At 50.0% G+C, this 26,940-nt stretch carries 18 protein-coding genes, 1 tRNA gene and 2 rRNA genes; 12 read left to right on the top strand and 9 right to left on the bottom strand.

Going from position 1 to position 26,940, the window contains the following annotated elements; genetic code table 11:
- The first annotated feature begins 1 nt into the window (after nt 1).
- The 3 genes from rrf (J3L11_RS08375) (at nt 2) to rrf (J3L11_RS08365) (ending at nt 429) form a co-directional block, all read left to right on the top strand.
- A 5S ribosomal RNA gene (gene rrf, locus J3L11_RS08375) occupies nt 2–117 on the top strand.
- Nucleotides 118–206: 89 nt separating this feature from the next.
- A tRNA-Thr gene (locus J3L11_RS08370) sits at nt 207–282 on the top strand.
- Between the two features lie 31 nt (nt 283–313).
- Nucleotides 314–429 (top strand): 5S ribosomal RNA (rrf, locus tag J3L11_RS08365).
- A 111-nt stretch (nt 430–540) separates the two neighbouring features.
- Here the strand turns inward: rrf (J3L11_RS08365) and mutT are convergent.
- From mutT to nadC, 9 genes are all read right to left on the bottom strand, one after another.
- Entirely contained in the window at nt 541–942 is a 402-nt protein-coding gene (gene mutT / locus J3L11_RS08360; RefSeq protein ID WP_207570720.1) for an 8-oxo-dGTP diphosphatase MutT, read from the bottom strand.
- 7 nt (nt 943–949) lie between these two features.
- A complete protein-coding gene (yacG, locus tag J3L11_RS08355) occupies nt 950–1,171 on the bottom strand; it encodes a DNA gyrase inhibitor YacG (protein ID WP_207570719.1) in 222 nt (73 codons plus the stop codon).
- Between the two features lie 51 nt (nt 1,172–1,222).
- Nucleotides 1,223–1,957: a cell division protein ZapD gene (gene zapD / locus J3L11_RS08350; protein ID WP_207570718.1), complete on the bottom strand. Its 735-nt coding sequence runs from the start codon at nt 1,955–1,957 to the stop codon at nt 1,223–1,225.
- A gap of 4 nt (nt 1,958–1,961) precedes the next feature.
- Nucleotides 1,962–2,570 (bottom strand): dephospho-CoA kinase, encoded by a 609-nt coding sequence (coaE, locus tag J3L11_RS08345; protein ID WP_207570717.1) that lies wholly within the window; start codon nt 2,568–2,570, stop codon nt 1,962–1,964.
- Entirely contained in the window at nt 2,571–3,485 is a 915-nt protein-coding gene (locus J3L11_RS08340) for an A24 family peptidase (protein WP_207570716.1), read from the bottom strand.
- 106 nt (nt 3,486–3,591) lie between these two features.
- The gene (locus J3L11_RS08335; protein WP_207570715.1) at nt 3,592–4,857 is read right to left on the bottom strand and encodes a type II secretion system F family protein; all 1,266 of its coding nucleotides are present in this window, start codon (nt 4,855–4,857) and stop codon (nt 3,592–3,594) included.
- 60 nt (nt 4,858–4,917) lie between these two features.
- The gene (gene pilB, locus J3L11_RS08330) at nt 4,918–6,624 is read right to left on the bottom strand and encodes a type IV-A pilus assembly ATPase PilB (protein WP_207570714.1); all 1,707 of its coding nucleotides are present in this window, start codon (nt 6,622–6,624) and stop codon (nt 4,918–4,920) included.
- A 6-nt stretch (nt 6,625–6,630) separates the two neighbouring features.
- Nucleotides 6,631–7,083, bottom strand: coding sequence for a prepilin-type N-terminal cleavage/methylation domain-containing protein (locus tag J3L11_RS08325; RefSeq protein WP_278250725.1), 453 nt, complete (start codon nt 7,081–7,083; stop codon nt 6,631–6,633).
- Nucleotides 7,084–7,897: 814 nt separating this feature from the next.
- Nucleotides 7,898–8,767, bottom strand: coding sequence for a carboxylating nicotinate-nucleotide diphosphorylase (nadC, locus tag J3L11_RS08320; RefSeq protein ID WP_207570713.1), 870 nt, complete (start codon nt 8,765–8,767; stop codon nt 7,898–7,900).
- Between the two features lie 190 nt (nt 8,768–8,957).
- Here nadC and ampD point away from each other — a divergent pair, with 190 nt between their 5' ends.
- From ampD to J3L11_RS08275, 9 genes are all read left to right on the top strand, one after another.
- The gene (gene ampD / locus J3L11_RS08315; protein WP_207570712.1) at nt 8,958–9,500 is read left to right on the top strand and encodes a 1,6-anhydro-N-acetylmuramyl-L-alanine amidase AmpD; all 543 of its coding nucleotides are present in this window, start codon (nt 8,958–8,960) and stop codon (nt 9,498–9,500) included.
- Between the two features lie 110 nt (nt 9,501–9,610).
- Nucleotides 9,611–10,462: a beta-lactamase regulator AmpE gene (gene ampE / locus J3L11_RS08310; protein WP_207570711.1), complete on the top strand. Its 852-nt coding sequence runs from the start codon at nt 9,611–9,613 to the stop codon at nt 10,460–10,462.
- 242 nt (nt 10,463–10,704) lie between these two features.
- Complete coding sequence (gene pdhR, locus J3L11_RS08305) at nt 10,705–11,457, top strand: pyruvate dehydrogenase complex transcriptional repressor PdhR (protein WP_133037503.1); 753 nt, start codon at nt 10,705–10,707, stop codon at nt 11,455–11,457.
- A 71-nt stretch (nt 11,458–11,528) separates the two neighbouring features.
- Nucleotides 11,529–14,195, top strand: coding sequence for a pyruvate dehydrogenase (acetyl-transferring), homodimeric type (gene aceE, locus J3L11_RS08300; RefSeq protein ID WP_133037502.1), 2,667 nt, complete (start codon nt 11,529–11,531; stop codon nt 14,193–14,195).
- Nucleotides 14,196–14,207: 12 nt separating this feature from the next.
- Nucleotides 14,208–16,193: a dihydrolipoyllysine-residue acetyltransferase gene (aceF, locus tag J3L11_RS08295; RefSeq protein WP_207570710.1), complete on the top strand. Its 1,986-nt coding sequence runs from the start codon at nt 14,208–14,210 to the stop codon at nt 16,191–16,193.
- Nucleotides 16,194–16,347: 154 nt separating this feature from the next.
- Nucleotides 16,348–17,778 (top strand): dihydrolipoyl dehydrogenase, encoded by a 1,431-nt coding sequence (gene lpdA, locus J3L11_RS08290; RefSeq protein WP_189618402.1) that lies wholly within the window; start codon nt 16,348–16,350, stop codon nt 17,776–17,778.
- Nucleotides 17,779–17,948: 170 nt separating this feature from the next.
- Complete coding sequence (locus tag J3L11_RS08285; protein ID WP_207570709.1) at nt 17,949–22,385, top strand: EAL domain-containing protein; 4,437 nt, start codon at nt 17,949–17,951, stop codon at nt 22,383–22,385.
- Between the two features lie 79 nt (nt 22,386–22,464).
- The gene (locus tag J3L11_RS08280) at nt 22,465–24,684 is read left to right on the top strand and encodes a patatin-like phospholipase family protein (protein ID WP_189618462.1); all 2,220 of its coding nucleotides are present in this window, start codon (nt 22,465–22,467) and stop codon (nt 24,682–24,684) included.
- A 109-nt stretch (nt 24,685–24,793) separates the two neighbouring features.
- A complete protein-coding gene (locus tag J3L11_RS08275; RefSeq protein WP_207570708.1) occupies nt 24,794–26,857 on the top strand; it encodes a M13-type metalloendopeptidase in 2,064 nt (687 codons plus the stop codon).
- The last annotated feature ends 83 nt before the right edge of the window (nt 26,858–26,940 follow it).

The following is a 26,940-nucleotide window of genomic DNA, read 5'->3' as shown; positions in this document are numbered from 1 at the left end:
GCTTGGTGACAATAGCATTGTGGTACCACCTGACTCCATCCCGAACTCAGAAGTGAAACACAATCGCGCCGATGGTAGTGTGGGGTCTCCCCATGTGAGAGTAGGTCATCGCCAAGCGCCTATTTAGTTTTTGCGTCTTCGCAAAAGCAATAGTTAAACATGTTTAGTCGCAGATAAGTGTAAGACGATTAAACCGCTGGTTTCTTGCTGATATGGCTCAGTCGGTAGAGCGCATCCTTGGTAAGGATGAGGTCCCCAGTTCGATTCTGGGTATCAGCACCAGATTAGCTGTCAATGACAGTAACAGGTTTCGCCTGGTGACAATAGCATTGTGGTACCACCTGATCCCATCCCGAACTCAGAAGTGAAACACAATCGCGCCGATGGTAGTGTGGGGTCTCCCCATGTGAGAGTAGGTCATCGCCAGGCACCAAATAAAACAAAGAGCCCTAGCTGATGCTGGGGCTTTTTGTTTTTAGTCGTATGTTTCACTGAGTTAAGTCGGAATGCACGAATGGCGATTAGCCCTTGGCTATTTATTCAGCGCAACTCTTTAAGGATTTTGGTCAGTATTGGCATATTGGCATCGGGAAACTGATATTGGGGCAGTGCTGCAATATCTACCCAAGCAATTTGCTGTCCTTCAATACCGGCCGCCTCACCGCTAAATTCGGTTACTGTCATGATATCCAGAAATACTTGTTTATCGGGGTAATCGTAGGAAAGCTGCATAAAGGGGGCGCATTGTGTCACGGTTAATCCCACTTCTTCCTGTAACTCGCGATTAAGGGCGGTAGCGGTATCTTCACCTGCTTCAACTTTACCACCGGGAAATTCCCATTTCCCGCCTTGATGCAGATGGCCGTGACGTTTAGCCAACAAAATTTGCTGGTCACGAATAATGACGCCTACAGCGACATGAACACGTTTATTAGCTGTCATAACTACACTAATTATTGGTTGGATCTTTGAAAAACTCGTCTTCATCATAGCCGAGTTCATCAAGTAATTGCGGGTCGATTTCCGATTTTACCGGAATGGCATATTTTTCAGACGCCCATTCGCCTAAGTCAATAAGTTTACAGCGCTCGCTGCAGAACGGTCTGAAAGTTGATGCTGCAGTCCATTCCACCGGTTTCTGACAGGTTGGGCATTTTACAACAGTTGGCATAAGTCACGCGCCTTGAGGTTGCGGAAAATCTACTGCGCCATGGTAATGATTTCAGCTGCAGGTCGCCAGCAGGAATTTTACTGTTTGCTGTGAATGCTTCTGTTGTTCGAACTGTACAAAATGGATCGCAAAGCGGTTTCTATGACCACTGATCGTTGGGTAGCAGCCATCGTCAGGATTAAGTTTAACCCTGACTAACGACAAATTATTGGGGCTACTGTCATGATAAAAACCCGCGTGGGCAACCGCTTGCTGGTAGTCGCTGCTCATACGTGTGAGTTGTAGCAGTATACTGATGGGATGTAATAAGCAGTGAAAATGCTCCACCCATTGCTGGTACTCTTGCTGGCGCTCCGCCCACGGTTTTGCCAGCCAGAAATGCAACTGAGGCAGGTCGAAATTACAACAGGCTGCGGTGAGGTTGAGTTTCTGACGCACTGCGGCAATAAAGCGATTTTGCTTAAGTTGTACCCCAGGACGATCTGGCTTTTGTAACTCATCTTTGGCAATCGCCAACTGTTCTAAAAAGAAAGTCTGCTGATGACTACTCATTTGCTGCTGGGCGGTGGAACCATCAAATTGTACTAATAGTTTGTCGACATCCTTCAGCAATTCATTGCGAAAATCGCACCGTTCTGACAGTTCGCAGAGCGAAAAAAGCGGGAAGAAACAGCGATGCTGATGGTCTTCATGCAGATGAGTGTCAAGTTGGCGAGCAAGATGCTCCAGACGCAAATAATTGCGTACTTTCTCATTTAACGGTTGTTCAAATACAAGTTCATTCATGGGATTACTGGGCTTTTTCTGATTGCTTTAAATAGTTATTATGCAGAGCCAGAATCTGAGACTTCAGCGATTCAACATCTCCTTCGTTGTTAATCACATCATCGGCCTTGGCCAACCGTTGTTCGCGGCTGATTTGGCTGTCAATGATGTTAATAACTTGCGTTTTCGATACATGATCACGGTCAATAGTTCGCCAGATTTGTGTATCTTTACCAATATCTATCACTAAAGTGTGATTTACAAGACATTCGAGTCCATTTTCGAACAATAGTGGCACTACCATAATGGCATAAGGTGATGTTGCGGCCTGTGCCTGCGCTAGCATGCGTTGGCGGATCATCGGGTGCAGCAATTGATTGAGCCAGCGCCGCTCTTCGGCGGCAGAAAATACGGTTTCCCGCAATTTAGCGCGGTTAAGGGTGCCATCGGCATTTAACATCTCTGTGCCGAAGTGCTCAATTATCTGTTGCAGCCCTGCTGAACCTGGTGCCACCACCTCCCGTGCAATAACGTCCGCATCAATGATGGCCACACCTAATTCGGCAAACAGGTTGGCAACAGTGGTTTTGCCGCTACCGATGCCACCGGTGAGACCTACAATATAATCGGACATTTACAGGCTCCGCAGGTACCAGGAAACAATAGTTGGCCCCCACAGCAGTGCGACCCAACCGGCAATCGCAATATAGGGTCCAAATGGGATGGGGTTGTTGCGCTGCATACCTTTAAACAACATCAGCGACAGGCCGAGCACTGCGCCTACTAACGATGACAGCAGAATAATCAATGGCAGCATTTGCCAGCCAAGCCAGGCGCCAAACAACGCCAACAATTTAAAGTCACCGTAGCCCATGCCTTCCTTGCCCGTCAATAACTTAAATAGCCAGAACACTGACCAGAGGCTGAGATAACCGGCAATCGCCCCAATTACTGCATCGGTTAACGGCACAAACAGGCCCACACTATTAACTGCCAAACCCAGCCACAGGAAGGGTAAGGTGAGCTGATCCGGCAGTAGCATTTCATCAATGTCGATGCCGGCAAGGGCTATCAGCGCAAAGGTCAGTAGTGCCGATAAGGCAAATTGCCAAGTGGGACCAAAGTGCCAGGCGAGGCTGGCGACCAGTATCGCCGCCAGCAATTCAAACAGCGGATAACGGCCGGATATCGGTTGCTGGCACTCAGCACACTTGCCGCGTAGCCACAGCCAGCCAATGATAGGCAGGTTATGCCAAGGTTTGATGGCGGCATGGCATTTAGGGCAGGCAGAGCCGGGCACGATTAAGTTGAATTTGGCGGGCAGCTTATCAATGGGCTGCAGCAGCTTTTTATCTGTCAGTAACTTAAATGCTGCTGGTTGATATTCTTCAAGGTAGCTTTCGCATTCTTGCTGCCATTCCCGTTTTAGCATTACCGGCAGACGGTAGATCACCACGTTGATAAAACTGCCAATCACGGCGGCAAACACAAAGGCTAAGCCAGTAAACAGCCAGGGGTGCTGGCTCATGATGGTGATAAACTCTGACATGATGCTAGGTTACTGTAATTTGATGAAAAATCTGAAAAGCCAGTATAGCGAGTTATTAAGGGGCGACAAGTTTGCATATAACACAACGCCGCCCCAGACGAATTTTTTAGCCTACGACATTACCTAACTGGAAGATTGGCAGGTACATGCCAATAATCAAGCTACCCACTAAGCCGCCAATCACCACCATCATAATGGGCTCTATCAGGCTGGATAAGCCATCTACCGCATCATCCACCTGCATCTCATAGATGTTGGCAATCTTGTTGAGCATATCATCTAATGAACCGGATTCTTCACCGATCATCACCATCTGGATCAACATATCAGGGAATAACTTGGTGGTGCGCATGGCCACATTCATCTGCATCCCCGCCATCACCTCGCTACGAACATTCAACAGCGCTTTGCGGTACACCGCATTGCCGGAAGCGCCTGAGGCTGATTCCAAGCCTTCAATCAAAGGCACCCCGGCGGCAAAGGTGGTGGCCAGTGTGCGGGCAAAACGTGCCATAGCACCTTTATGCAGAATCTGACCAATCAAGGGGATTTTCAGCATCGCTTCATCAATTTTGTCGCGGAACTTTTGCGAGTTACGATGGGCTCTGACAAATGACCAGATAGCCACAATAATACCCACTAGGAAAAAGTACCAGGAACTCTGTAACCCCCGAGAAATATTAATAATTAATTGGGTAAAGGCGGGTAACTCAGCGCCAAAACTTGCGAAAATACTTTCAAACTGTGGCACTACAAATAACAAAAGTAATGCGGTAACCGCTACGGCCACGACCACCACCGCCGCCGGATAAAACATGGCTTTTTTAATTTTGGATTTCAGTGCTTCCGATTTTTCTTTGTAAGTGGCGATACGATCAAACACAATATCGAGAGCCCCCGAATGTTCCCCCGCCGCCACCAAATCGACATACAGGTCGTCAAAATAGACTCGGTGCGGTCGCAACGCCTCCGATAACGGAATCCCGGACTGCACATCCGCCAAAATAGTGCCGAGCAAGGTGCGCATCTTGGGTTTTTCATGTCCACGGCCCACCAGATCAATGGTGGTAACCAAGGGCACGCCAGCAGATAGCATAGTGGCAATCTGGCGGGTGACCACCGCGATATCCATCGGTTTAATTTTTTTATTTTCGTTGCTGAATAGACCGTTGGATTTTTTACTGACGGATTTAGCAATAATTCCCTGGTTTTTTAATTGACTTCTGATCTCAATGGCAGTGGCACCACGCAGTTCACCGCTGGTCTTCTTGCCCTCGCGGTTTACTCCCTTCCACTGAAAGGTATAGATGGTAGGCGCTTTGTTTGTTTGCTGCTTTTTGGCGGACTTCCGGGTAGCGGTTGCTGTAGCCATAAAAAAGTTTCCTTGGCGCCTGTGGATGTGTTGTTTTTATTCTAGTTCAGCGCTAACCCGTTAGTAACTGGTTACGCGGTTAACTTCGGCAATACTGGTGATGCCTTCTAGCACTTTTAATAAGCCGGACTGGCGTAAATCACGCATACCTTGCTCTTTTGCCATTCTGGCAATCTGCAACGAGTTGCCGCCTTCCATAATAATACGGGCAATTTCGTCGGACATCTTCATCACTTCATAGATACCGACTCGGCCTTTGTAGCCGCCGGAGCAGTGCTCGCAGCCACAGGGCTTATACACGGTAAAGCCTTTGGCTATCTGTTCCTGGCTGAAACCTAGCTTTAACAGTTCGTGTTCGGGGATCTCTTCTGCTTGACGACACTCGACGCATAAACGCCGCGCCAGCCGCTGCGCAATAATTAGATTCACGGAGCTGGCGATGTTATAGCCAGGCACCCCCATATTGAGTAAGCGGGTAAGGGTTTCGGCGGCTGAATTGGTATGCAGCGTAGATAGCACCAAGTGCCCGGTCTGCGCCGCTTTAATGGCGATTTCGGCGGTTTCCAGGTCGCGGATTTCCCCCACCATGACCACGTCTGGGTCCTGACGCAAAAAAGAGCGCAGTGCCGAGGCAAAAGTCAGCCCGGCTTTAATGTTGATATGAACCTGGTTGACCCCTTCCAGGTTAATTTCTACCGGGTCTTCGGCGGTAGAGATATTGCGCTCTTCGGTATTGAGGATATTGAGCCCGGTATACAGCGATACGGTTTTACCGGAACCGGTGGGGCCAGTGACCAGAATCATTCCTTGTGGCCGCGATAGCATCTCCAGATAGGCCTGTTTTTGGTCCTCTTCATAACCGAGTTTCTCAATCCCCAACTGGGCCGAAGAGGAGTCGAGAATACGCATTACAATCTTCTCACCCCAGAGCGTGGGCAGGGTGCTAACACGAAAATCGATGCTCTTGTTGCGCGATAGCTTCATTTTGATACGGCCATCTTGCGGCACGCGCCGCTCGGCAATATCCAGTTTCGACATCACCTTTAAGCGGGCAGAGATCCTAGCGGCCAGATTAATCGGCGGTTCGGAGACCTCGTGTAAGATACCATCGATACGAAACCGGATGCGGTAGCGTTTCTCGTACGGCTCAAAATGTAAATCCGATGCGCCTTTGCGGATGGCATCGGTAAGAATCTTGTTGATATAGATAACAATTGGCGCATCATCAGCACTTTCTGCAGTGTCTTCTTGGTGCTTATCGGTATCGGTAACTTCAATCCCCGCGAGCGCATTTTCATCAATACCACTGAGATCCAGTGCGCTTATATCCTCTTCCAGCACCTTGTCGAGCGCTTTGGCGAGTTTATCTTCTTCCACCAGAATCGCTTCGGCATGTAAGCCAGCGCTGAACTGGAACTCTTCTAGGGCGGCAATATTGGTGGGGTCTGAGGTGGCAATATACAAACGGTTACCGCGTTTAAACAGCGGTAAGCAGCGATGTTTATCAATCAGTTTACGGTTTAAAAACTCTTCCGGAATGCTGGCAACATCAAATTCCGCTAAATCCAGCAACGGAGTGCCGTATTCCTCATAACAGAGCTCGGCAATAGTGCGGGCCGATAACAGTTTACTGGCCACCAAGGTGGTGACCAGCGACTGTTTATGCTTGCGGGATTGGGCGATGGCCTCCGCGAGTCTACTTTCATCCAGCAGACCCTTACGGATAAACAGCGTCGATAATCCTAAATGGAGGCCAGTTGTAGGCATTTCAGATTAATTTGAACTACACAGACCAGCTGCTAAACAGGTTGAAGTTGAAGCAACTGCCCAAGTTACGGTTCCGGCAGTCGCGCCTCCGGTTGGAACTAAAATATAAGTTTTACCATCAACAGTTGTTGTATTACCTGTACCAGTCACACCTGCATCAGTAAATGTTACACTTGCAACATGAGTTCCGTTATCTGCACCGGACAGATTAATTTCATCCTTACAAGCAGCATTAATAGCTGCGGCTGTACTACTTGCCGCTAAACCTTTGGTTTGAACGCATACATCAACTTGGGATTTTATGCCATCCACAGCCATTACTACTTCTGAAAATTTTGCTTTTTTGGTATATGTCTGGTAGGCCGGTAGCGCGATAGCGGCCAGAATACCAATGATAGCAATCACGATCATCAACTCGATCAGGGTGAAGCCTTTAGTGTTGCGTTTCATACCTTTCATAGCTCTCTCCGTTAAATACCGATGCGACATCACAGTGGGTGTCTTACGGGGTCCGTTGGTATTGTGGCCGCTCACGCCAGACAACACGTCCAACAATTTAAGGTTTAGAGCTGTTAACTCTGGCCCTTTCCCTCGAAACACCGTACCCCATCCCCGTTGCTTAACCTCATACTGATACTCGCGTACCGTTGTTACCGTCAATGACGAGACCTTTAATTAGTTTAGTCAAAGGGGCGCATTATTGCCGCACAATCCCTTTCACTAGCAGGTGCTCGCTATACTGGACTACCTGCTGCTAATTTACCAGTAAACTCAGATTGATGAACATTGATTACTGAGCTTTGCTAGCGTGCTAACAGGTAACCTTTTGGCAAGTAACCGTTTTGGCTAAACACTGTGACTGCCTGCAACAGCAAAAATGTGTTGTTGAGTGTCACGTTGGCGATTAATTCTGCGCCGTTAAATAAGGGCTAAGTTACAGCCCCACCTTTTTGAAGAACTCCGGGAAGTTGTTTTATTAATGTTAAAATGCCTTAACACTAAAAACCGCCTGCAATTTACCGGAAGGATCTTCTTGCTTGGGCTGTAGGCCATAACGGCTGTTTCGCCACAGCTAAAAGTTAGTACATTGTGAAACGAATGAAAATGGCTAAATCAGATATTTTAGGGGTTTTTAATGAATTTTCTGTTGCTTGTGAGCCATGTTACAGCGTGGTAACTGCCGTTAATTTGGCAGTTACCTCAAGAGTGTCAAGGGTTGTTCAGGTGTCAAAAAAATTATGTTTATAAAATGTTAATTTTGAGGCGAGGCTGACTACACCTGTGCTTTAAAGCGCATGGAGAGATCCAGGGCGCGGACATGCTTAGTCAGTGCACCGACAGAGATATAATCCACGCCAGTGCTGGCGATGGTGGCGAGGGTTTCCAGGGTGACGTTGCCAGAGACTTCAAGTTTGGCGGCTTTACCGTGCTGTGCCAGGTGCTGCCGGTTCAGCGCCACTGCGGTCAGCATGTCACTGACATTGAAATTATCCAGCATGACAATATCCGCTTGAGCTTGCAGCGCCTGTTGCAGTTCCTCAAGGTTTTCCACTTCAACCTCTACGGGTTTATCTGGGTGTAATGCCCTGGCGTTGTGGATGGCTTTGGCAATGCCACCACAGGCCATGATGTGGTTCTCTTTAATTAAAAAGGCATCAAACAGACCGATGCGGTGATTTTTGCCGCCACCACAGGTGACAGCATACTTTTGCGCAGTGCGCAGCCCGGGCAGGGTTTTACGGGTATCTAGCAACTGGCAGTGGCTGCCCGCCAGTTTGTCGCTGTAGATTTTGGTCAGTGAAGCGACACCAGAGAGCGTCTGGATAAAATTCATGGCAGTGCGCTCACCAGTCAGCAAGGTTCTGGCGGGGCCTGACAAGTCGCAAAGTTTTTGATTGGGCAGCAGCAAGTCGCCATCGTCCACATGCCAGTGCAATACCACTTCACCGCCCAACTGTTTAAACACTTGCTCGGCCCAGGCTTTGCCGCAGAACACCCCTTCCTCGCGGGTGATAAGCACCGCTTCGCCATATTGTTGTGCGGGAATTAACTGGGCAGTGATGTCACCTTCGCTGGGGCTGAGATGGCCGAGGTCTTCATCAAGTGCTGCTTTGACACTGACGCGAATATCGTTTTCCAACATGGGAAATATCCTGCAAATGACTAACCGATAATGGCGACAAGCGTAGCATATTAAGGTCACGGATTTCAGCTAGTCGCGTTAACTGACAGCGCCTTACATCTGACTCGCTGCCGTCGGCGCGCTGGTATATACTGCTGGCAACAGAATATAAGCTAACTTATTGATATGGGACAGATACAGGACATTCTCTTTGGATAAAGATTGGTTTGAGGGCTGGTATCGACCCGCCAGAAAAAGTCCATCACCGCACTATAATGCTCGGCCGCAGCGGGAAGTGAGTTTGTTGGTTATCCACAATATCAGCTTGCCAGCAGGGTGTTTTGGACTGCCTTATATTGAGCAGTTATTTTTGGGCACGCTGGATTGTGATGCTGATGCCAGTTTTGCTGATTTACAAGGGCTGGCGGTGTCGGCGCATTTTTTGATCCGCCGTGATGGCGAACTGGTGCAGTTTGTGTCTTGTAATGAGCGTGCCTGGCATGCTGGCGTTTCCAGCTTTGAAGGGCGGACGGGGTGTAATGATTTTGCTGTCGGCATTGAACTGGAAGGCACTGATACCTCTGGCTTTGCCGATGCGCAATATCAACAACTGCAGCTGCTTAGTCGCAGTTTGATGACTTGTTATCCTAAGATTGTCAAAGAGCGCATTGTGGGCCACAGTGATATTGCTCCCGGGCGCAAGACAGATCCGGGGGAAGGGTTTGACTGGCAACGATATTTAACGGCACTCTAGCAGGTGTCAGCAGTTTTTTGGCTGTATTCACGCGCTCGATATGCCATATTCGCCTGACAGCAGATTGCTGATAGGCCGTGAGTGCTTCGCAAACGGATCTGGAGAGACACATGGCACTGTTTTCCCTGTTGGTCGCAATTATCATTGAGCGGCTTAAGTTGTTGCCTGACGCGCTGCAATTGGACAATGGCCTGCGCTGGTATCAGCGGCATTTTTTTACTAGCAATCTGCTGCAATCCTCTGGTGGCATGCTGTTGGCGCTGTTGTTTCCAGCGGTGTCGTTAGCGGTAGTGTTATGGGTGATCCGTGACCAGTTTTTGGGTTTGCCGACACTGATCATCTGGGTAATTTTGGCCACGGTTTGTTTTTCGCATCAACGCCAGCGGGCGGTGTTTAAACGCTATATGCAGGCCGCTTGTCGTGGTGACGTAGAGGCCTGTTTTCTGTATGCCCGTGAGCTGGATTGCACCGATTGCCTAGATGCGGTCAGTGAAAAGGAATTAGGCGCTCGGGTAGGGCAGATGGCTGCTTGGATCAACTACCGTTATTACGCCGCGGTAGCCCTGTTCCTGATAGTGTTTGGACCAGTTGGTGTGGTGTTTTACTGTACCGTACGATTCTTCGCAGAAGAGCGAAAACGGCAGGGGTTGCAGTGGCCGTTGCTACCTGGCCTGCTCTATGTACTGGATTGGCTGCCGGTAAGACTGGTCGCGTTAGGCTATGTGTTTAGCGGTCAGTTCTCGGCCAGTTTCGGGCGTTGGCGTGAATTGGCGCTGGATTGGCGCAGTCGGCCACGCAAAATTATCACTGACGTTGCAGTGGCGGCGGAGGAGATGCCAGAAGCAAGTGAGGCGCCCGTATGTGTGCGTTCCACCATTGCGCTGCTGACATTGAGTAAACGTAATTTTGTGTTGTTGTTGACGATATTGTCGTTGCTGACGATTTTTGGTTTGGTCAGGTGACTGGCATTCTCAGTGTTGGACAACCGCTCAATTGGGTGTGAAAGACAAAAAATCTTAGGCCGCGGCTATTAGACTTTTGGCTAGTGGTCGGAGCCCAAACCCTTGTTATTTAGGGTTTGCTCACACATTGTGGGTTTAGTTGACACAGATCACTGTCTGGACATTGAAAATGTGATTTGTTAAAGTGCGCTCACCTGGACGAATTGGTAAGACCAATTTACAAAATGGAGCTGAGCGCCATCATGGCTTATAGCAAAATCAGTCAGCCAAAAATATCTGACGTTATCATGAATCAACTGGAGCAGATGATTCTTGAAGGCAGCTTGAAGCCTGGTCAAAAACTCCCTCCAGAACGTGAACTGGCGTTGCAGTTCGAAGTATCTCGTCCATCCCTCAGAGAAGCTATTCAGAAGCTTGAAGCCAAAGGCTTGTTGTTACGCCGTCAAGGCGGTGGCACTTATGTCAAACAACAGTTGTGGCAGAGCATGGCCGATCCCATTGTGGAGCTAATGCAGAATGACCGTGAAAGCCAGTATGACTTGCTGGAGTTCCGTCATGCCACTGAGGGCATGATGGCCTACTTTGCCGCATTGCGTGGCACTGATACCGACATGCAGAATTTGCAAGACTGTATCATGAGGGTAGAAAAATCAACCGGGATAATCGAGCAGGCGAGTGCCATCGTCGATTTTTACCGGACCGTAGCGGAAGCCTCGCATAATATGGCGATGCTACATTTGGTACTGAGTTTAACTTCTGTGCTGCATAAAAATGTGGCCGAAAACCTTGAGCTTCTGAGCCGACGCGAAGAAGCCACCCATAAGGCTAACGAGCACCGGCGAGCCTTGCTTGCCGCTATCGTTCGTCGCGATCCTGAAGCCGCACGTGAAGCATCCAACGACCACTTGAGCTATATAGAGGAAGTCATGCTGTCGGTAAGGGAAGAAGACAGTCGGTTGCAGCGCAGCCTACGCCGTATGAAAAGCGGTGTGTAGTCTAGGCGTTTTGGGCGCCGTGGACACCGTAATCATTACTTTTTTTATCATGTATAGATAAGGACAGTGTCATGTCTGAAAATATGCTACAAGACTTGGATCCATTAGAGACTCAGGAGTGGCTGGATGCCCTGCAAGCCGTGTTGGAGCAGGAAGGTCCGGAGCGGGCACATTTCCTGCTGGAGAAGCTGATCGAGAAGGCGCGGCGTAACGGCACATATTTGCCGTACTCTGCCACCACCGCCTATGTAAACACCATTCCCGCAGGCCAAGAACCGCAAATGCCAGGCGATCAGGGACTGGAACGTCGTATCCGTGCCATCGTTCGCTGGAACGCGCTGGCGATGGTGATTCATGGTTCAAAAAAGGATCTGGAGCTTGGTGGTCATATTTCCAGCTTTGCGTCCAGTGCCACTATCTATGATGTGTGCTTTAACCATTTCTTCCGCGCCCCGAATGATAAGGATGGCGGCGACTTGGTGTACTTCCAGGGACACATTGCACCGGGGATCTACTCACGCTCCTTCCTCGAAGGCCGTCTGACCGAAGAACAACTGGCGAACTTCCGTCAGGAAGTGGATGGCAAAGGTTTGTCTTCTTACCCGCATCCGAAACTGATGCCTAACTACTGGCAGTTCCCAACCGTTTCGATGGGCTTGGGGCCGATCCAGGCAATTTATCAGGCGCGGTTCCTTAAGTATTTAACCGATCGCGGCATTAAAGATTGTTCCGAACAAACCGTATATTGCTTCCTTGGCGATGGGGAAGTGGACGAGCCGGAAGCCTTGGGGGCTATCGGTCTGGCTGCCCGCGAGGAACTGGACAATCTGGTGTTTATTATCAACTGTAACCTGCAGCGTCTGGACGGTCCTGTGCGTGGTAACGGCAAGATTATCCAGGAACTGGAAGGTGAATTCCGCGGCGCAGGCTGGGAAGTGGTCAAGGTGATCTGGGGGCGCTACTGGGATCCGTTGTTAGCCCGTGATACCAGCGGCAAACTGCTGCAGTTGATGGAAGAAACCGTCGATGGTGAATACCAGAACTGTAAAGCCAAAGGTGGCGCCTGGACTCGTGAACATTTCTTCGGCAAATATCCAGAAACGGCCGAAATGGTTGCGAACATGTCAGACGATGATATCTGGCGTTTGAACCGTGGCGGTCACGATCCGGTGAAAATCTACGCGGCATTGCAGCATGCCAAAAACACTAAAGGCCGCCCAACGGTGATCCTTGCTAAAACCGTTAAAGGTTACGGGCTAGGTGATGCCGGGGAAGGTAAAAACATTGCGCATAATGTGAAGAAGATGGACGTAGAGTCTATCCGTTACTTCCGCGACCGTTTCAATATCCCAATCCCCGATGACAAACTGGATGAAGTCCCTTTCTATCATCCAGGGCCAGATTCTGAAGAAGTGAAATATCTCAAGGCACGTCGTGAGGCTTTGGGTGGCTATCTGCCATCTCGTCGCCAGAAATTTAGTGAAGAGCTGGATATTCCGTCCCTGAAGATTTTTGACGCCGTTCTTGGCGGCTCCAACGGCCGTGAAATCTCCACCACTATGGCGTTTGTGCGAGTGTTGACCGCACTGCTGAAAGATAAAGGCATTGGCAAGAGCATTGTGCCGATCATTCCCGACGAAGCCCGTACCTTCGGTATGGAAGGTCTGTTCCGCCAAGTCGGTATTTATGCTCATGAAGGGCAGAAATACGTGCCACAGGATAAAGATCAGGTGGCCTATTACCGTGAAGACAAATCCGGTCAAGTATTGCAGGAAGGGATCAACGAACTCGGTGCCATGGCATCTTGGGTATCTGCGGCAACTAGCTACTCCGTAAACGACACCCCAATGATCCCGTTCTATATTTACTACTCCATGTTTGGTTTCCAGCGTATTGGCGATCTGGCATGGGCGGCTGGTGATTTGCGGGCCCGTGGTTTCTTGGTGGGCGGGACTTCTGGCCGCACCACGTTGAATGGTGAAGGCCTGCAGCATCAGGATGGTCACAGCCATATACTGGCGAACACCATTCCAAGCTGTATCAGCTATGACCCGACATACGGTTATGAAATTGCGGTTATCGTGCAGGATGGTATCCGCCGCATGTACGGTGAAAATCAGGAAGATATCTTCTACTACTTGACCACCATGAACGAAAACTACGTACAGCCAGAAATGCCTGCTGGCGTAGAAGATGGGATTGTCAAAGGTATCTATAAACTGGAAAGCGTCGCCGGCTCTGGCAAAGGCAAAGTACAGCTGATGGGCTGCGGCACTATTCTGGAACAGGTGCGTAAAGCTGCCCAGGCACTGGCGAAAGATTATGGCGTCAGTGCGGATGTGTTCAGTGTGACCAGCTTTAACGAACTGGCGCGTGATGGTCAGGATTGCGAACGCTGGAATATGCTGCATCCAACTGAAACACCGAAAGTGCCATACGTTGCTACCGTGCTTGGCAAAGATGCTCCGGCAATTGCCGCCAGCGATTACATGAAACTTTATGGCGAACAGTTACGCGCCTACGTGCCAACAGATTACAAGGTGCTGGGTACCGATGGTTTTGGTCGCAGCGATAGCCGCGCCAACCTGCGTCATCACTTTGAAGTCGATGCTACTTACATTGTGATTGCCGCACTGAAATCCTTGGTAGATCGCGGTGAATTACCAGTCGATGTGCTGACGAAAGCCATTGCCGAGTACGGTATTGACGCCGACAAGATCAATCCACTGTTCGCGTAAGAGGGATACAGAATGGCAGATTTAAAAGAAGTACTGGTACCCGATATCGGCGGTGATGAGGTGCAGGTGATTGAGATCTGCGCCAGTGTAGGCGATAGCCTCGCGGCTGAAGATGCCATCATTACGGTCGAAAGTGATAAGGCCACTATGGATATCCCGGCACCATTTGCCGGGGTTCTGAAAGAACTGAAAGTGGCAGTCGGTGACAAGGTGTCTGAAGGTACGCTGATTGCGTTGTTGGCCGCAGAAGGGGAAGCCGCCGCACCACAGGCAGCCAAAACTGAAGCGCCAAAAGCGCCAGCATCTAAAACCGAAGCGCCTAAAACCGATGAGTCAACAGCCAAACCTGCCACAACGGCGGCACCCGTTGCCAATGCCGCTGCTAGCGGCAGTCAGGTGATTGAGGTGACTGTACCTGATATTGGTGATGCCAAAGATGTGGATGTGATTGAAGTGCTGGTGCAAGAAGGCGACCATATTGACGCCGATGCTGGCCTGATCACACTGGAAACTGACAAAGCCACTATGGATGTGCCTGCGCCCCAGGCTGGCGTGGTGAAGTCGCTCAAAATCAAGGTGGGTGATAAGGTTTCTGAAGGCTCATTGATCCTGTTGTTGGAAGTTGCTGGCACAGCCGCTGCAACCCAAGCTGCAGCAACAACTGTTGCAGCCACGCCATCAGCCCCTGCCGCAGCCACACCGGCCGTGGCATCGGTGCAGGAGATTAAAGTGCCGGATATCGGCGGCTCTACCGATGTCGATGTGATTGAACTGTTGGTGAATGTGGGTGATGAAATTAGCGTGGACCAGGGCTTGATTACCCTGGAAAGCGATAAAGCCACGATGGAAGTACCGGCACCGGTTGCTGGTAAAGTCACTGAACTTATCGTGAAAGTTGGTGATAAAGTCTCTGAAGGCAGTGTGATTGCCAAGGTGGAAGTGAAAGGCGCGGCTGTCGCAGTATCGGCGCCAGCACCGCAGGTCGAAGCTCCCGTTGCCGAACCAGCGGCTGCCGCGCAGCCGAACCGTCCGCCCGTGCCTTATCACCCCAGTGCTGGTGTGCAGCCAACCACTGGCGTGGTGTTCGCGTCGCCGTCCGTGCGCCGTCTGGCCCGGGAGTTCGGTGTTGACTTATCGCAGGTGAAAGGCTCTGGTCGCAAAGGCCGGATCCAGAAAGAAGATGTGCAAGCTTACGTGCGTTATGAATTGTCACGGCCAAAAGCCTCTGCTGCCACAGCCGTGGGCGGTAATGGCTTGCAAGTGATTGATGCGCCGAAAGTGGATTTCAGCAAGTTTGGTGACGTGGTGGAAGTGCCACTGACGCGCATTCAAAAAATCTCCGGCCCTAATCTGCATCGTAACTGGGTGACGATTCCGCATGTGACGCAATTTGACGAAGCGGATATCACTGAACTGGAAAACTTCCGTAAACAGCAAAATGAACTGGCTGCCAAGAAAAAGCAGAATATCAAGTTCACACCGCTGGTGTTTATGATGAAGGCCGTGGCAAAAACCTTGCAGGATTTCCCGACTTTTAACTCTAGCTTGAGTCCGGATGGTGAATCGCTGATCCAGAAACAGTATTACCACATAGGGGTGGCGGTTGATACGCCTAATGGTCTGGTGGTGCCGGTATTCCGTGATGTGGACAAAAAAGGCATTGTGGAATTGAGTCAGGAACTGGCGGAGATCTCTGCCAAAGCCCGTGATGGCAAGTTAAAAGCGGCGGATATGCAGGGCAGCTGTTTCACTATCTCCAGTTTAGGCGGCATTGGCGGTACGGCATTTACGCCAATCGTTAATTACCCGGATGTGGCAATCCTCGGCGTGTCTAAGTCTGAGTTCAAGCCCAAATGGAACGGTAAGGAATTTGTGCCACGACTGATGTGCCCGCTGTCACTGTCCTATGACCACCGGGTGATTGATGGTGCATTGGCCGCTCGATTTAGCGTGACGCTGTCTAGCTATCTGTCTGACATTCGGACCTTAATTATGTAATCACTGAGGCTGACCGTTCGGGTCAGCCTTATGTTTTATTGTGATCACGGTCATGTAAAGGTTAAAATGCAGCCACTTTCAAGACGCTATAGTGGCTGAAGGCTCCAAGGTTGGGCTGGCCGTCCCGACGGACTGAAACAAATCAGAGGAAAAAATGAGTAACGAAATCAAAACACAGGTTGTGGTATTAGGTGCCGGCCCCGCAGGCTATTCAGCCGCTTTCCGTGCAGCGGATCTGGGTCTGGAAACAGTGATTGTTGAACGTTACAGCACTCTTGGCGGTGTGTGCCTGAATGTGGGTTGTATCCCTTCTAAAGCCTTGCTGCATGTGGCAAAAGTGATCGAAGAAGCCAAACACATGGCGGTTAACGGTGTCACTTTTGGTGAACCACAGCTCGACCTTGATAAGCTGCGTGCATTCAAAGACAAAGTAATTGGCCAGCTAACAGGCGGTCTGGGCGGTATGTCGAAAATGCGTAAAGTAAAGGTCGTGAATGGGTTCGGTAAATTTACCGGCCCTAACAGCCTCGAAGTGACCGCGGAAGATGGCAGTAAGACTACCGTGAATTTTGATAATGCCATTATTGCTGCCGGTAGCCGTCCGATCCAATTGCCTTTTATTCCCCATGAAGATCCGCGCATTTGGGACTCTACTGACGCGCTGGCGTTGAAAGAAGTGCCCGGTAAATTGCTGGTGATGGGCGGTGGGATTATCGGTCTGGAAATGGGTACCGTGTACTCGGCGCTGGGCAGTGATATTGAAGTGGTGGAAATGTTTGATCAGGTCATTCCTGCTGCTGACAAAGACATTGTGAAGAACTTCACCAAGCAGATCAGTAAGAAGTTCAAGCTGATGCTGGAAACCAAGGTGACAGCCGTTGAAGCCAAGAAAGATGGCATTTACGTCACCATGGAAGGTAAATCTGCGCCAGCAGAGCCAGTGCGTTATGACGCGGTGCTGGTGGCGATTGGCCGTACCCCTAACGGTAAGCTGATCGATGCTGACAAAGCGGGCGTGAAGATCGATGAACGTGGTTTTATCAACGTCGACAAGCAGATGCGTACCAATGTGCCACATATCTTCGCTGTGGGTGACATCGTTGGTCAGCCAATGTTGGCGCACAAAGGGGTGCATGAAGGGCACGTGGCAGCAGAAGTGATCTCTGGTCTGAAACACTTCTTTGACCCGAAAGTGATCCCATCTATCGCCTACACCGATCCAGAAGTGGCTTGGGTTGGTTTGACTGAAAAACAGGCGAAAGAGCAAGGGATTGCCTACGAAACGGCAGTATTCCCTTGGGCCGCCAGTGGCCGTGCGATTGCCTCCGAAGCCAGCGACGGTATGACCAAGTTGATTTTCGATAAAGAAACTCACCGTATCATTGGTGGCGCGCTGGTGGGGGTTAATGCGGGTGAACTGCTCGGCGAAATCGGTTTGGCGGTGGAGATGGGCTGTGACGCGGAAGATATCGCACTGACTATCCATGCGCACCCAACATTGCATGAATCGGTAGGATTGGCGGCAGAAATGTACGAAGGTTCTATCACTGATTTGCCAAATCCTAAGGCGACAAAGAAGAAGTAATGAGTACCGCGGTTGCTGCTGTTTGAAATTAAGAGCCCGGCAAAAAGCCGGGCTCTTATCTATCGGCACTTAGCAAAAAAGTATCCGCTGCATTTGTAAATAAAATGTATTTATATGGTATCGTTGCAATCCTCGCTTGATCTTTATCAGTACTTCCGCAGTTGTCTGGAATGAACAAACAAGCTTTAACAATAGTGGTATGCCTGTGTAGTTGGTTGCTGTTGAGCGCCTTCGCCACCGCCAGTGAGTTGGTACAACGAGTGTTCACTGCCAGAGACGGTCTGGGGAACTCGGCTATCCATGATATGGCCACCGATGACTATGGTTTTGTGTGGTTGGCAACTGAGGAAGGACTGTACCGCGTTAGTAACAATGTGGTTCGACGGGTGGACAACGAGGAGACTCAATCCCGTCTGGATGAAGAATTCTTTGTCTCGGTGACTAAGCTGGATCACCAGCATCTGCTAGCAGTGACTGAGCATAATGCCTACCTTTATGACATCAGCGAAAACGCTTTCCATCGCTTTGGTAGCCCGCAGTTATTTCCTGAGTTTGACGGTGGCTCGCTGACGGCCACTGTTGTACTGCCTGATGGCAATCTGTTGTTGCTTTCGGCTGAGGGCAAGCTCTGGCGGTTGTCCCGTGATGGGTCCCAGTTGCAAGCGTTATTCATGTTACCTGACAGTGACGATGGTCGCTGGAATCGTCTGTTGTTGCTAAAGGATGGCCGCTTATTGTTGGGCAGTGTTCACCATTTAGCACTCTATGACCAACAAGGGCAAGTCATACAAGACGAGTTGTGGAACGCCAATTCTGGCAGCTATTACAGTTTGTATCAGGACAGTCATCAGCGCGTGTGGATTTCTGGACAGGACGGCTTATACCGACTCAATCTGGATTCGCTGCACCTATCGGTAGTACCACAGATCCCATTTTTGTGTCGCATGGTGTCTGAAGACAGCAATGGCAATCTGTGGGTGGTGATCCGTGGTGGCTTGTTGAAATATTACCCGCAGGAACAGCGTATCGTTTCCTACAAAGATCAGCTAAAACAACGGGCGGGGATCGACAGCCCCAACAAAATACTGATTGATAGCCACGGATTGTTGTGGGTGTCCGGGACGGGTAACCCTCTAGCAATCCTTGCCGAAAAGCCGGCCTTTTTGCTGGATAGCATCACTAATAATGCGGCAGTGGACATAGATACCGTTTGGTCTGTTGCGGCAGATAAACAGTATTTATGGCTTGGCAGTAACGGTGGGATATTCCGTATCAATCTACAGACTAAGGCCGCTGACAGATTTGTGCTTGAAGGGCTCGAACCCAGCGACAGCATCTACCACATTGATGCTATTAGCCCTGAACAGTGGTTGCTGTCCACTACCAACGGTTTGTTTGTGTTTGATAAAGAAGCCAAACGAGGTCATCGTTTGTTTACGCCTGAGCAACCCGATGGCGCCTTGAACCACAAGACTATTTTTAATGTGCTCCATGAAGGCGCGCAGTGGTGGTTTGCCACTAATCATGGACTATATCACTGGGTGCAGGGGGGAAAGGTGGAACCGGTGCCTCTGCCAGATATTGCCACTACGCAGAAGCGCCTCATCGTATTTGGCCTCTACCGCGATAAGCAACACCGTTTGTGGGTCGGCGGTAATAAATTCCTGGGCTATTTCAATGCAGACGGTGGCTTTCAACAGGTGGAGGGGCACGATAATGACGTCCTGAAAACCACTATGGTGAATCAGATCCTGCAGATAGATGATGAGCATTTCTGGATTGGCACCCGCAGCAAGGGAATGTTGGAATTCAACCTCAACACGTCAGAAATTCGCAGCCTTGATCAGGCTTGGCAAGTGGATTGTGATGGGGTGTATTTCGTTACCGATACCCAGGATTTCCGCATAGTAGGTTGCCCGAAAAAAATTATCCGACAGCAAAAACAGAGTGGAGAACTGCTGGTGATAGGCGCTACGGATGGTTTGATAGCGCAGGAACTCAACGAGGGAGCGTTCTATTATGACGCTTCTCGCGGTCTGTATGTCGGTACCCCGGAAGGGGTGATGTTGCTTGATGTGCCCAGTATGAAAAACCGCATAGCGGATGTCGGCGTGGTCATGGAGTCAGTATCGGTTTATTACGATAACCGCACCCAGGTGAGCATAGTGCCACATCCAAACATGCAGATTGCGCCGGGGGCCAAGCTCATCAGTTTTCAATTATCCAACAGTAACTTCCTCGGCGAAGCTGCCACCAGTATCAAGTACCGATTAAGTGAACCGGGCCATCACCAACCTGGCAACTACGTGTTGCTGGAAAACCAGTCGCAAATCAATTTGGCTGGTTTGGACGGTGGTGACTACAAGCTGGAAGTACTCGGGCGGATTAACGGCGTTTGGAATGATACACCGGTCGTGTTCCCGTTTGAGGTGCAGATCCATTGGTGGGAAACCCGTTGGTTCAAGGCGTTGTGGCTGCTGTCATTACTGGCAGCGTTGAGTGGCGTTATTATCTATCGCCACCGACAAGTATCACGTTTTCGTCAAGTAAACCAAGCACTTAAAGAGAGTGATGAGCGGTTGCGGCAGTCGTTGCGTGGCAGTGATTCTGACCTGTGGGAGTGGCATCGGCAAGATAACAGCTTTTACCTCGATAATCACGGCAATGTGCTTGGTATGGATAGTGAGCAGCTCACTATCCGTTTTGGTGGTTTTCCTATACACCCGGACGATCGCCCGCGGGTGGAACAGCAGTGGCAGCAATTGCTCGAGGGCAAGGCCGATAGCTTTGATGCGGAATATCGTTACCTGCGGCAAAATGGCCGCTGGGGCTGGATTAAAGTCAGAGGACGGCCGATAAGTTGGGAACCGGATACCGGTGCAGTGCTGAAAGTGGCTGGTATTTATAGCGAAGTGTCAACGGCAAAACGTCTGGAGAGTGAAGTCAGCCTGCTGGCAAGAGCGTTTGAAAATACCTCTGAAGGGGTGCTGATCCTTGATGCTAATGAGTTCATCGAGGTGGCAAACCATGCCGCAGAAAAGCTGGTAGGGATCAGCCGTCAGGAGATGGCGGGGAAGAAAATTGGCGAGGTGATGTCCTCTGGTGACTCGCTGCCCGCCACCGTTGCGCCGCTACTGCAGCAAAGTAGCTCCTGGACTGGCGAGCGCGAGTTGAAGAGCCGCAATCGCAATAGTTTCCCAGTTTGGCTGAATGTCTCGTCAATGACGGATAGTTTTCAGCAAATTAGACATTATGTTATTGTTTTCTCTGATATTACAGATAGAAAGCAGTCAGAGGCCGAGCTGCGTAAACTGGCCAATTATGATGTGCTAACCGGATTACCCAATCGCAGCCTATTTGCCAATCGCCTAGAGCAGGCCATTGCCCGTGCCAGCAAGGATAACAGCAAATTAGCGCTGTTGTTTCTCGATCTCGACCGCTTTAAGCAAGTGAATGACTACTATGGGCACAGTATGGGCGATGCCTTGCTGGTGGAAGCCTCCAACCGTCTGCAATCTGTGTTGGATGACGGGCAAATTCTTTGCCGTTTCGGTGGTGATGAATTCGTGATCTTGGTCAATACCGGCGACGTTGACCTGATTAATCGCCTGTGTGAGGCATTGTTATCACAGATTGCCAGACCTTTCAGGCTGTATGGCCGAGAGTTTTTTGTCTCCACCAGTATTGGCATCAGTATCTGGCCAGATGATACCGAGCAACCAGAAAATCTCATCAAAAACGCTGATCAGGCGATGTATCACGCCAAAGATCAAGGCCGTGGTAATTTCCAGTATTATTCCCGAGAGCGTAACGCCGAAGCGCTATATCACATGCGTTTGGAAGGTGATTTACGCCGTGCCATTGAAAACAACGAATTTGAACTCTGGTATCAGGGGCAGTTTGATGTTTTGCAAGGCGATAAGTGTATTGGTGCCGAAGCGTTACTACGTTGGTGCCATCCACAGGATGGTTTTATCCCGCCTGATATCTTCATCAAGGTGGCGGAAAGTTGCGGTTTGATTATTGATATTGATCGTTGGGTAATGCAGCGGGCGTGTATGGATGGCGCGCGTTTGTGCCAGCAGTTGAAACACCAGAATTTCAGTATCTCCATCAATGTCAGCGCCGTACATTTCCGGCAACCAGACTTTATCGATTTTGTGTTGCAGACGCTGCGGCAGACCGGAATGCCGCCACAGCGCTTGACGCTGGAAATTACCGAAGGGGTGCTGATGAAGGAGCTGCAAATTGCGCAGCAGCATTTACAGCAGCTACGGCAACACCACATTGAGGTAGCCATTGATGACTTCGGTACTGGATATTCCTCTTTGGCCTATCTGCGAAATTTCCAGGTAAATGCCTTGAAAATTGACCGCTCCTTTCTGACGGATATCGCCTCTAACACCGCCGACCAAGCAATTGTCAGCAGTATTATCGAGCTGGCTCGAAATTTGAAACTCAGCGTGGTCGCCGAAGGCGTCGAATCCAAGGCGCAGTTGGAGCAAGTATTTAGTCGTGGCTGTTATGTTATTCAGGGCTATTACTTTGCCAGACCGGTACCACTGGTGATGCTGGAGCAACAATTTCTGCAAGTGAACTTAGCATAAGTCCTCGCTTTGTGGATTTTTTTGCAAGGTATCTCTGTTAAGATATGCCGGTCATTTGCTGAACAGTACTCTTGCCGACATGTCATCACTTTTTCGCCTAATCGCCTTTTGCATTTTGAGTTGTATTTTTAGCGCTGTCGCCGCTGATCGTCCTAAAATCGGCCTAGTATTGAGTGGCGGCGGCGCCAAAGGTGCCGCTCACGTCGGGGTACTGAAAGTCCTCGAAGCGCACCATATTCCCATAGATTACGTTGCAGGAACCAGCATCGGCGCCTATGTCGGTGGCATGTACGCATTAGGCTACAGTGCCAACGAGATCGAAGCTTTGATGATGAAGCAAAACTGGTCCAGCGGTTACTCTGATCTGATCCCCCGTGAGCAACTGGCTTACCGCGAGAAACAAAACCGCGATCAGTACAATATTCCGCTTAACCTCGGCATCCGCGATGGCGAAATGCAGGCTCCAAGTGGCGTCTTACTCGGGCAAAGCATGTCTCGTCTGTATCGGAATACCACCGGATTAGTGCCGGAATACAGCAGTTTTAACGACTTAGCTATACCGTTCAGAGCGGTCGCCACCGATCTAGAAACCAGTCGCGCAGTTATCCTCAGTCGCGGCAGTTTGGTGCAGGCGATGCAAGCATCGGCCACGGTGCCAGGCGCGCTACAACCGGCGGTGATTGATGGCAAAATTCTGGTTGACGGTGGTATTGCCAACAACATGCCGGTGGACGTGGTGAAATCCATGGGCGCCGATATTGTCATTGCCGTCGATATTGGCTCTGAACTGGTAAAAAAGGATCAGCTCAATGGTGCCGTAGCTGTGCTAAACCAGTTATCCACTATGCTGACGCAAGCAAGCACCGAGCGGCAAAAGCAGTTACTCACTGACCGTGATGTCCTGATCCGGCCGAATATTGATTTGTTGAGTACTACCGATTTTTCCGATATGCCAAAGGCGCTGAAGGCCGGTGAAGTCGCGGCGAGCCGGTTGCTGCCACAACTGCAACATCTGGAAATGTCCGCGGCGGAATATCAGGCTTATGTACAACATAAGAAAGCCATCTCCGGGAAATGGCTGGATAATGTGCAACGGCCAGTGACCCAGATTGTGTATCACAATGATGCCAAAGTCAGTCACTCAATGCTGACGGAAGTACTGGGAATTAAAGTGGGTGATGTAGTTGATAAGCAGCAGTTAGATGATGCTATCAACCGGCTGTACTCATTGGACAAATTTGAGCGAGTGAGTGCGGAATTTGAAGATACCGACGAAGGACGGGTCCTGACCGTCACCACTAAAGCTAAGTCTTGGGGACCGAATTACGTTCAGTTGGGCTTTAACTGGGAAGACGATTTCTCAACCAATTCGGCGGTGACTCTGGATTTGGCACTGACGCTGACAGATTTGACTGAAAATGGCGGTGAATGGCGTAACGAGCTCAAGCTTGGCTTTGAGAAATTGCTGGCAACAGAGTTTTATCAGCCGTTAGATGCTAACCAGAAATCCTATAGCCGTGCCCGCTATCAATATGAAGAAAAAACCTGGGATGTGTTCAATTCTGACGTGCTGTATTACCAGTTGGATCGCAGCAGCCATCGGGCAGATTTGGGGATTGGTTACAACTATCTACCTCAGGGTATTTTGGAGTTGGGCTTAACGGCGGAGTCCGGTCGGCTGTCTAGTCCGGTAATGCTGGGTGACATCGATTTCACCACTTACGGTGGCTATTTCAAGTTGGGTTATGACTCACTGGACAACATCAGTTTCCCTACTTCGGGGAACCGCGTGACCTTGAATGTTTTCTTGCGTGATGAAAAATACAACGGTGCCTTGGTTTCTGGACCGGAGCGTTCCTTGCAGATCCAGGCTGACTGGAAAGGGGTTGTCAGCGTGCGCAGCCACTCTTTTGTTGGCAAAGCCTCCTATGCGTCTGTCGATAAAGCGGGCGATGACAACTTTACTATTTATGTGTCTGATCTCGGTGGTTTCCTTAATCTTTCTGGTTATCACAAAGACTCGTTAGCCGGTGCACAGAAGCTGTTTGGCGCCTTTATCTACCAATACGACTTGGGACGTGATGCTTTGGGGATGAAAGACTATCCCCTCTATCTGGGAGCCAGTATCGAAGCGGGCAATGTCTGGGGCGTTGGTGAGCATGTGGCGCTGAATGATCTAGTGTATGCGGGCAGCCTCTATTTGGGCACCTATACGCCACTCGGACCTGCTGCTTTGGGCATCGGTGTCAGTGACGATGGGGAGCAGGCCATGTATCTATTCATCGGCAAAAATTTCTGATGCCCGTTTCATAGATCCTTACAAAAATCGGCTACAGACCGGATAGTGGCGATGCTAAGGTGTCAGGCTGCTATCCTTGTTATACTTTTTACCGGAGAACGGGAACACAATGAATAAAATAAGCACTTTGGCAGTGGGGATTGCCTTAAGCTTGGGATTGGCATCCTGTGCCAGTGAACCAACGCAACCGGTGGCGCAGACACAGGTTGAAGTGAAGAAAGTTTCTGGCATTGAAACGGAAAACTTTGATCCACAAGTACGCTTTCAAGATGACCTCTATTACAGTGTCAACGGTAAGTGGCTGCAGCGCACTAAGATCCCGGCTGACAAATCCAACTATGGTGCTTTCAGTGTCCTCTATGAGAAAAGTCAGGCCGCGTTAAAACAGATTGTTGAAGAAGCCGCGGCTAAACCAGATAAAGCCAAAGGCAGTGCCGAGCAGAAAATCGGTGACTTCTACACCGCTTACATGAATACCGCCAAGGTGGAGCAACTGGGTATCGCACCATTGAAAGGTCAATTAGCCGATGTCGCTGCGATTTCCAGTTATGCGGATGTGGCCGGGGTGATGGGCAAGTTGCTCACTTCTGGCAGCAGTATTCCGTTTGGATTTTACGTGAACAACGATGCTAAAAATTCTAGCCAGTATGCGGTTTATCTCTATCAGGCGGGACTGACGCTACCGGATCGAGATTACTACCTGAAAGATGACGCAAAGTTCAGTGCTAACCGTGACGCTATGCGCAAGTATGTACGTGATTTGCTGCATGCTGCTGGTTATGCCCATGCCGACAACGCCGCCGCGAACGTTGCCAATATCGAACTGGCAATTGCCAAAAACCAGTGGACCCGGGTTGAATCACGCGATGCCAACAAAGCCTACAACAAGATGACCGTGGCGCAGATCCAGAAACTGACGGGTAAGTTTGATTTTGCGGCGTTTGTCTTAGGCAGTGGTTTGGCGGGTAAGACCAACGACATCATTGTGCGTCAGCCGTCTTACTTTGAGAAATTTGGGACCGAGTTTGAAAAATTCCCAGTATCGGCATGGAAAGATTATTTGGCGTTCCACTTGGTTGATAGTTACGCCGAACTGTTGAGTAAAAAATTTGCCGATTTGCACTTTGCCTTTCACAGCAAGACGCTGATGGGGATTGAACAACAAGAACCGCGTTGGAAACAGGCCGTTGACGGTGCTGATAACGTGATAGGCGAACTAGTGGGTAAAGAGTATGTTGCCCGCAATTTCAAACCTGAAGCGAAAGTCCGTATGGAAAGCATGATCCACAACCTGATCAAAGGGTTTGAAGTCAGCATCAACGAACTGGAGTGGATGACACCCGCAACGAAAAAAGCCGCCCAAGAAAAACTGTCTAAGTTCACCTACAAAATTGGTTATCCAGATAAGTGGAAAGACTATAGCAAGCTGGAGATCAAAGCCGATGAACTGGTAGGCAACTACCAACGTGCTGCCCATTTTGAGACCCAGCAAATGCTGGACAAAATCGGTAAGCCCGTGGACCGCACCGAATGGCATATGACACCGCAGACGGTAAACGCTTACTACAGCCCAGTGGGTAACGAGATTGTGTTCCCCGCAGCTATTCTGCAACCGCCATTTTTCAATATGGATGCCGATGATGCGGTCAACTACGGCGGGATTGGCGCTGTTATTGGCCATGAGATCAGCCATGGTTTTGACGACCAAGGCGCCAAATACGATGGCAATGGGAACCTGCGTAACTGGTGGACCGATAAAGACCGTGAAGAGTTTCAGAAACGTGGTCAGGCGCTGGCAGCGCAATACAACGCTTTTGAGCCACTGCCTGGCAAACATGTCAACGGTGAGCTGACCTTAGGGGAAAACATCGGAGACCTCGGCGGTTTGACCGTGGCCTTACGCTCCTATCATCTGAGCTTGAATGGCAAAGAAGCACCCGTGATGGATGGTCTGACCGGCGATCAGCGTTTCTTTATCGGCTGGTCTCAGGTGTGGCGCCGTAAATATCGCGACGAAGAGCTGGTGCGCCGTTTGTTGACTGACCCGCACTCACCCAGCCATTACCGGGCGATGGGAACCCCACGTAACGTGGAAGGTTTTTACAAGGCATTTGATCTGAAGCCAACTGACAAAGAGTTTTTACCAGAAGATAAACGCGTGAAAATCTGGTAACGGAACTCAGTGATAATAAGTACCAAAGCCAGACCTTGTGTCTGGCTTTTTGCTGGTCCACCTACTTCAGTAGGGTGTTATCA

The sequence above is a fragment of the Shewanella sp. 4t3-1-2LB genome (genome assembly GCF_017368415.1).
Classification (GTDB): domain Bacteria; phylum Pseudomonadota; class Gammaproteobacteria; order Enterobacterales; family Shewanellaceae; genus Shewanella; species Shewanella fodinae.
The sequence above is the reverse complement of the archived record's forward strand: the minus strand, read 5'-3'. Positions and strand labels throughout refer to the sequence as shown.

What these genes read in the sequence shown, in the direction of transcription:
- mutT (WP_207570720.1), bottom strand. Translation starts at nt 942, where the DNA reads ATGACAGCTAATAAACGTGTTCATGTCGCTGTAGGCGTCATTATTCGT.
- yacG (WP_207570719.1), bottom strand. Translation starts at nt 1,171, where the DNA reads ATGCCAACTGTTGTAAAATGCCCAACCTGTCAGAAACCGGTGGAATGG.
- zapD (WP_207570718.1), bottom strand. Translation starts at nt 1,957, where the DNA reads ATGAATGAACTTGTATTTGAACAACCGTTAAATGAGAAAGTACGCAAT.
- coaE (WP_207570717.1), bottom strand. Translation starts at nt 2,570, where the DNA reads ATGTCCGATTATATTGTAGGTCTCACCGGTGGCATCGGTAGCGGCAAA.
- J3L11_RS08340 (WP_207570716.1), bottom strand. Translation starts at nt 3,485, where the DNA reads ATGTCAGAGTTTATCACCATCATGAGCCAGCACCCCTGGCTGTTTACT.
- J3L11_RS08335 (WP_207570715.1), bottom strand. Translation starts at nt 4,857, where the DNA reads ATGGCTACAGCAACCGCTACCCGGAAGTCCGCCAAAAAGCAGCAAACA.
- pilB (WP_207570714.1), bottom strand. Translation starts at nt 6,624, where the DNA reads ATGCCTACAACTGGCCTCCATTTAGGATTATCGACGCTGTTTATCCGT.
- J3L11_RS08325 (WP_278250725.1), bottom strand. Translation starts at nt 7,083, where the DNA reads ATGAAAGGTATGAAACGCAACACTAAAGGCTTCACCCTGATCGAGTTG.
- nadC (WP_207570713.1), bottom strand. Translation starts at nt 8,767, where the DNA reads ATGTTGGAAAACGATATTCGCGTCAGTGTCAAAGCAGCACTTGATGAA.
- ampE (WP_207570711.1), top strand. Translation starts at nt 9,611, where the DNA reads ATGGCACTGTTTTCCCTGTTGGTCGCAATTATCATTGAGCGGCTTAAG.
- pdhR (WP_133037503.1), top strand. Translation starts at nt 10,705, where the DNA reads ATGGCTTATAGCAAAATCAGTCAGCCAAAAATATCTGACGTTATCATG.
- aceE (WP_133037502.1), top strand. Translation starts at nt 11,529, where the DNA reads ATGTCTGAAAATATGCTACAAGACTTGGATCCATTAGAGACTCAGGAG.
- aceF (WP_207570710.1), top strand. Translation starts at nt 14,208, where the DNA reads ATGGCAGATTTAAAAGAAGTACTGGTACCCGATATCGGCGGTGATGAG.
- lpdA (WP_189618402.1), top strand. Translation starts at nt 16,348, where the DNA reads ATGAGTAACGAAATCAAAACACAGGTTGTGGTATTAGGTGCCGGCCCC.
- J3L11_RS08285 (WP_207570709.1), top strand. Translation starts at nt 17,949, where the DNA reads ATGAACAAACAAGCTTTAACAATAGTGGTATGCCTGTGTAGTTGGTTG.
- J3L11_RS08280 (WP_189618462.1), top strand. Translation starts at nt 22,465, where the DNA reads ATGTCATCACTTTTTCGCCTAATCGCCTTTTGCATTTTGAGTTGTATT.
- J3L11_RS08275 (WP_207570708.1), top strand. Translation starts at nt 24,794, where the DNA reads ATGAATAAAATAAGCACTTTGGCAGTGGGGATTGCCTTAAGCTTGGGA.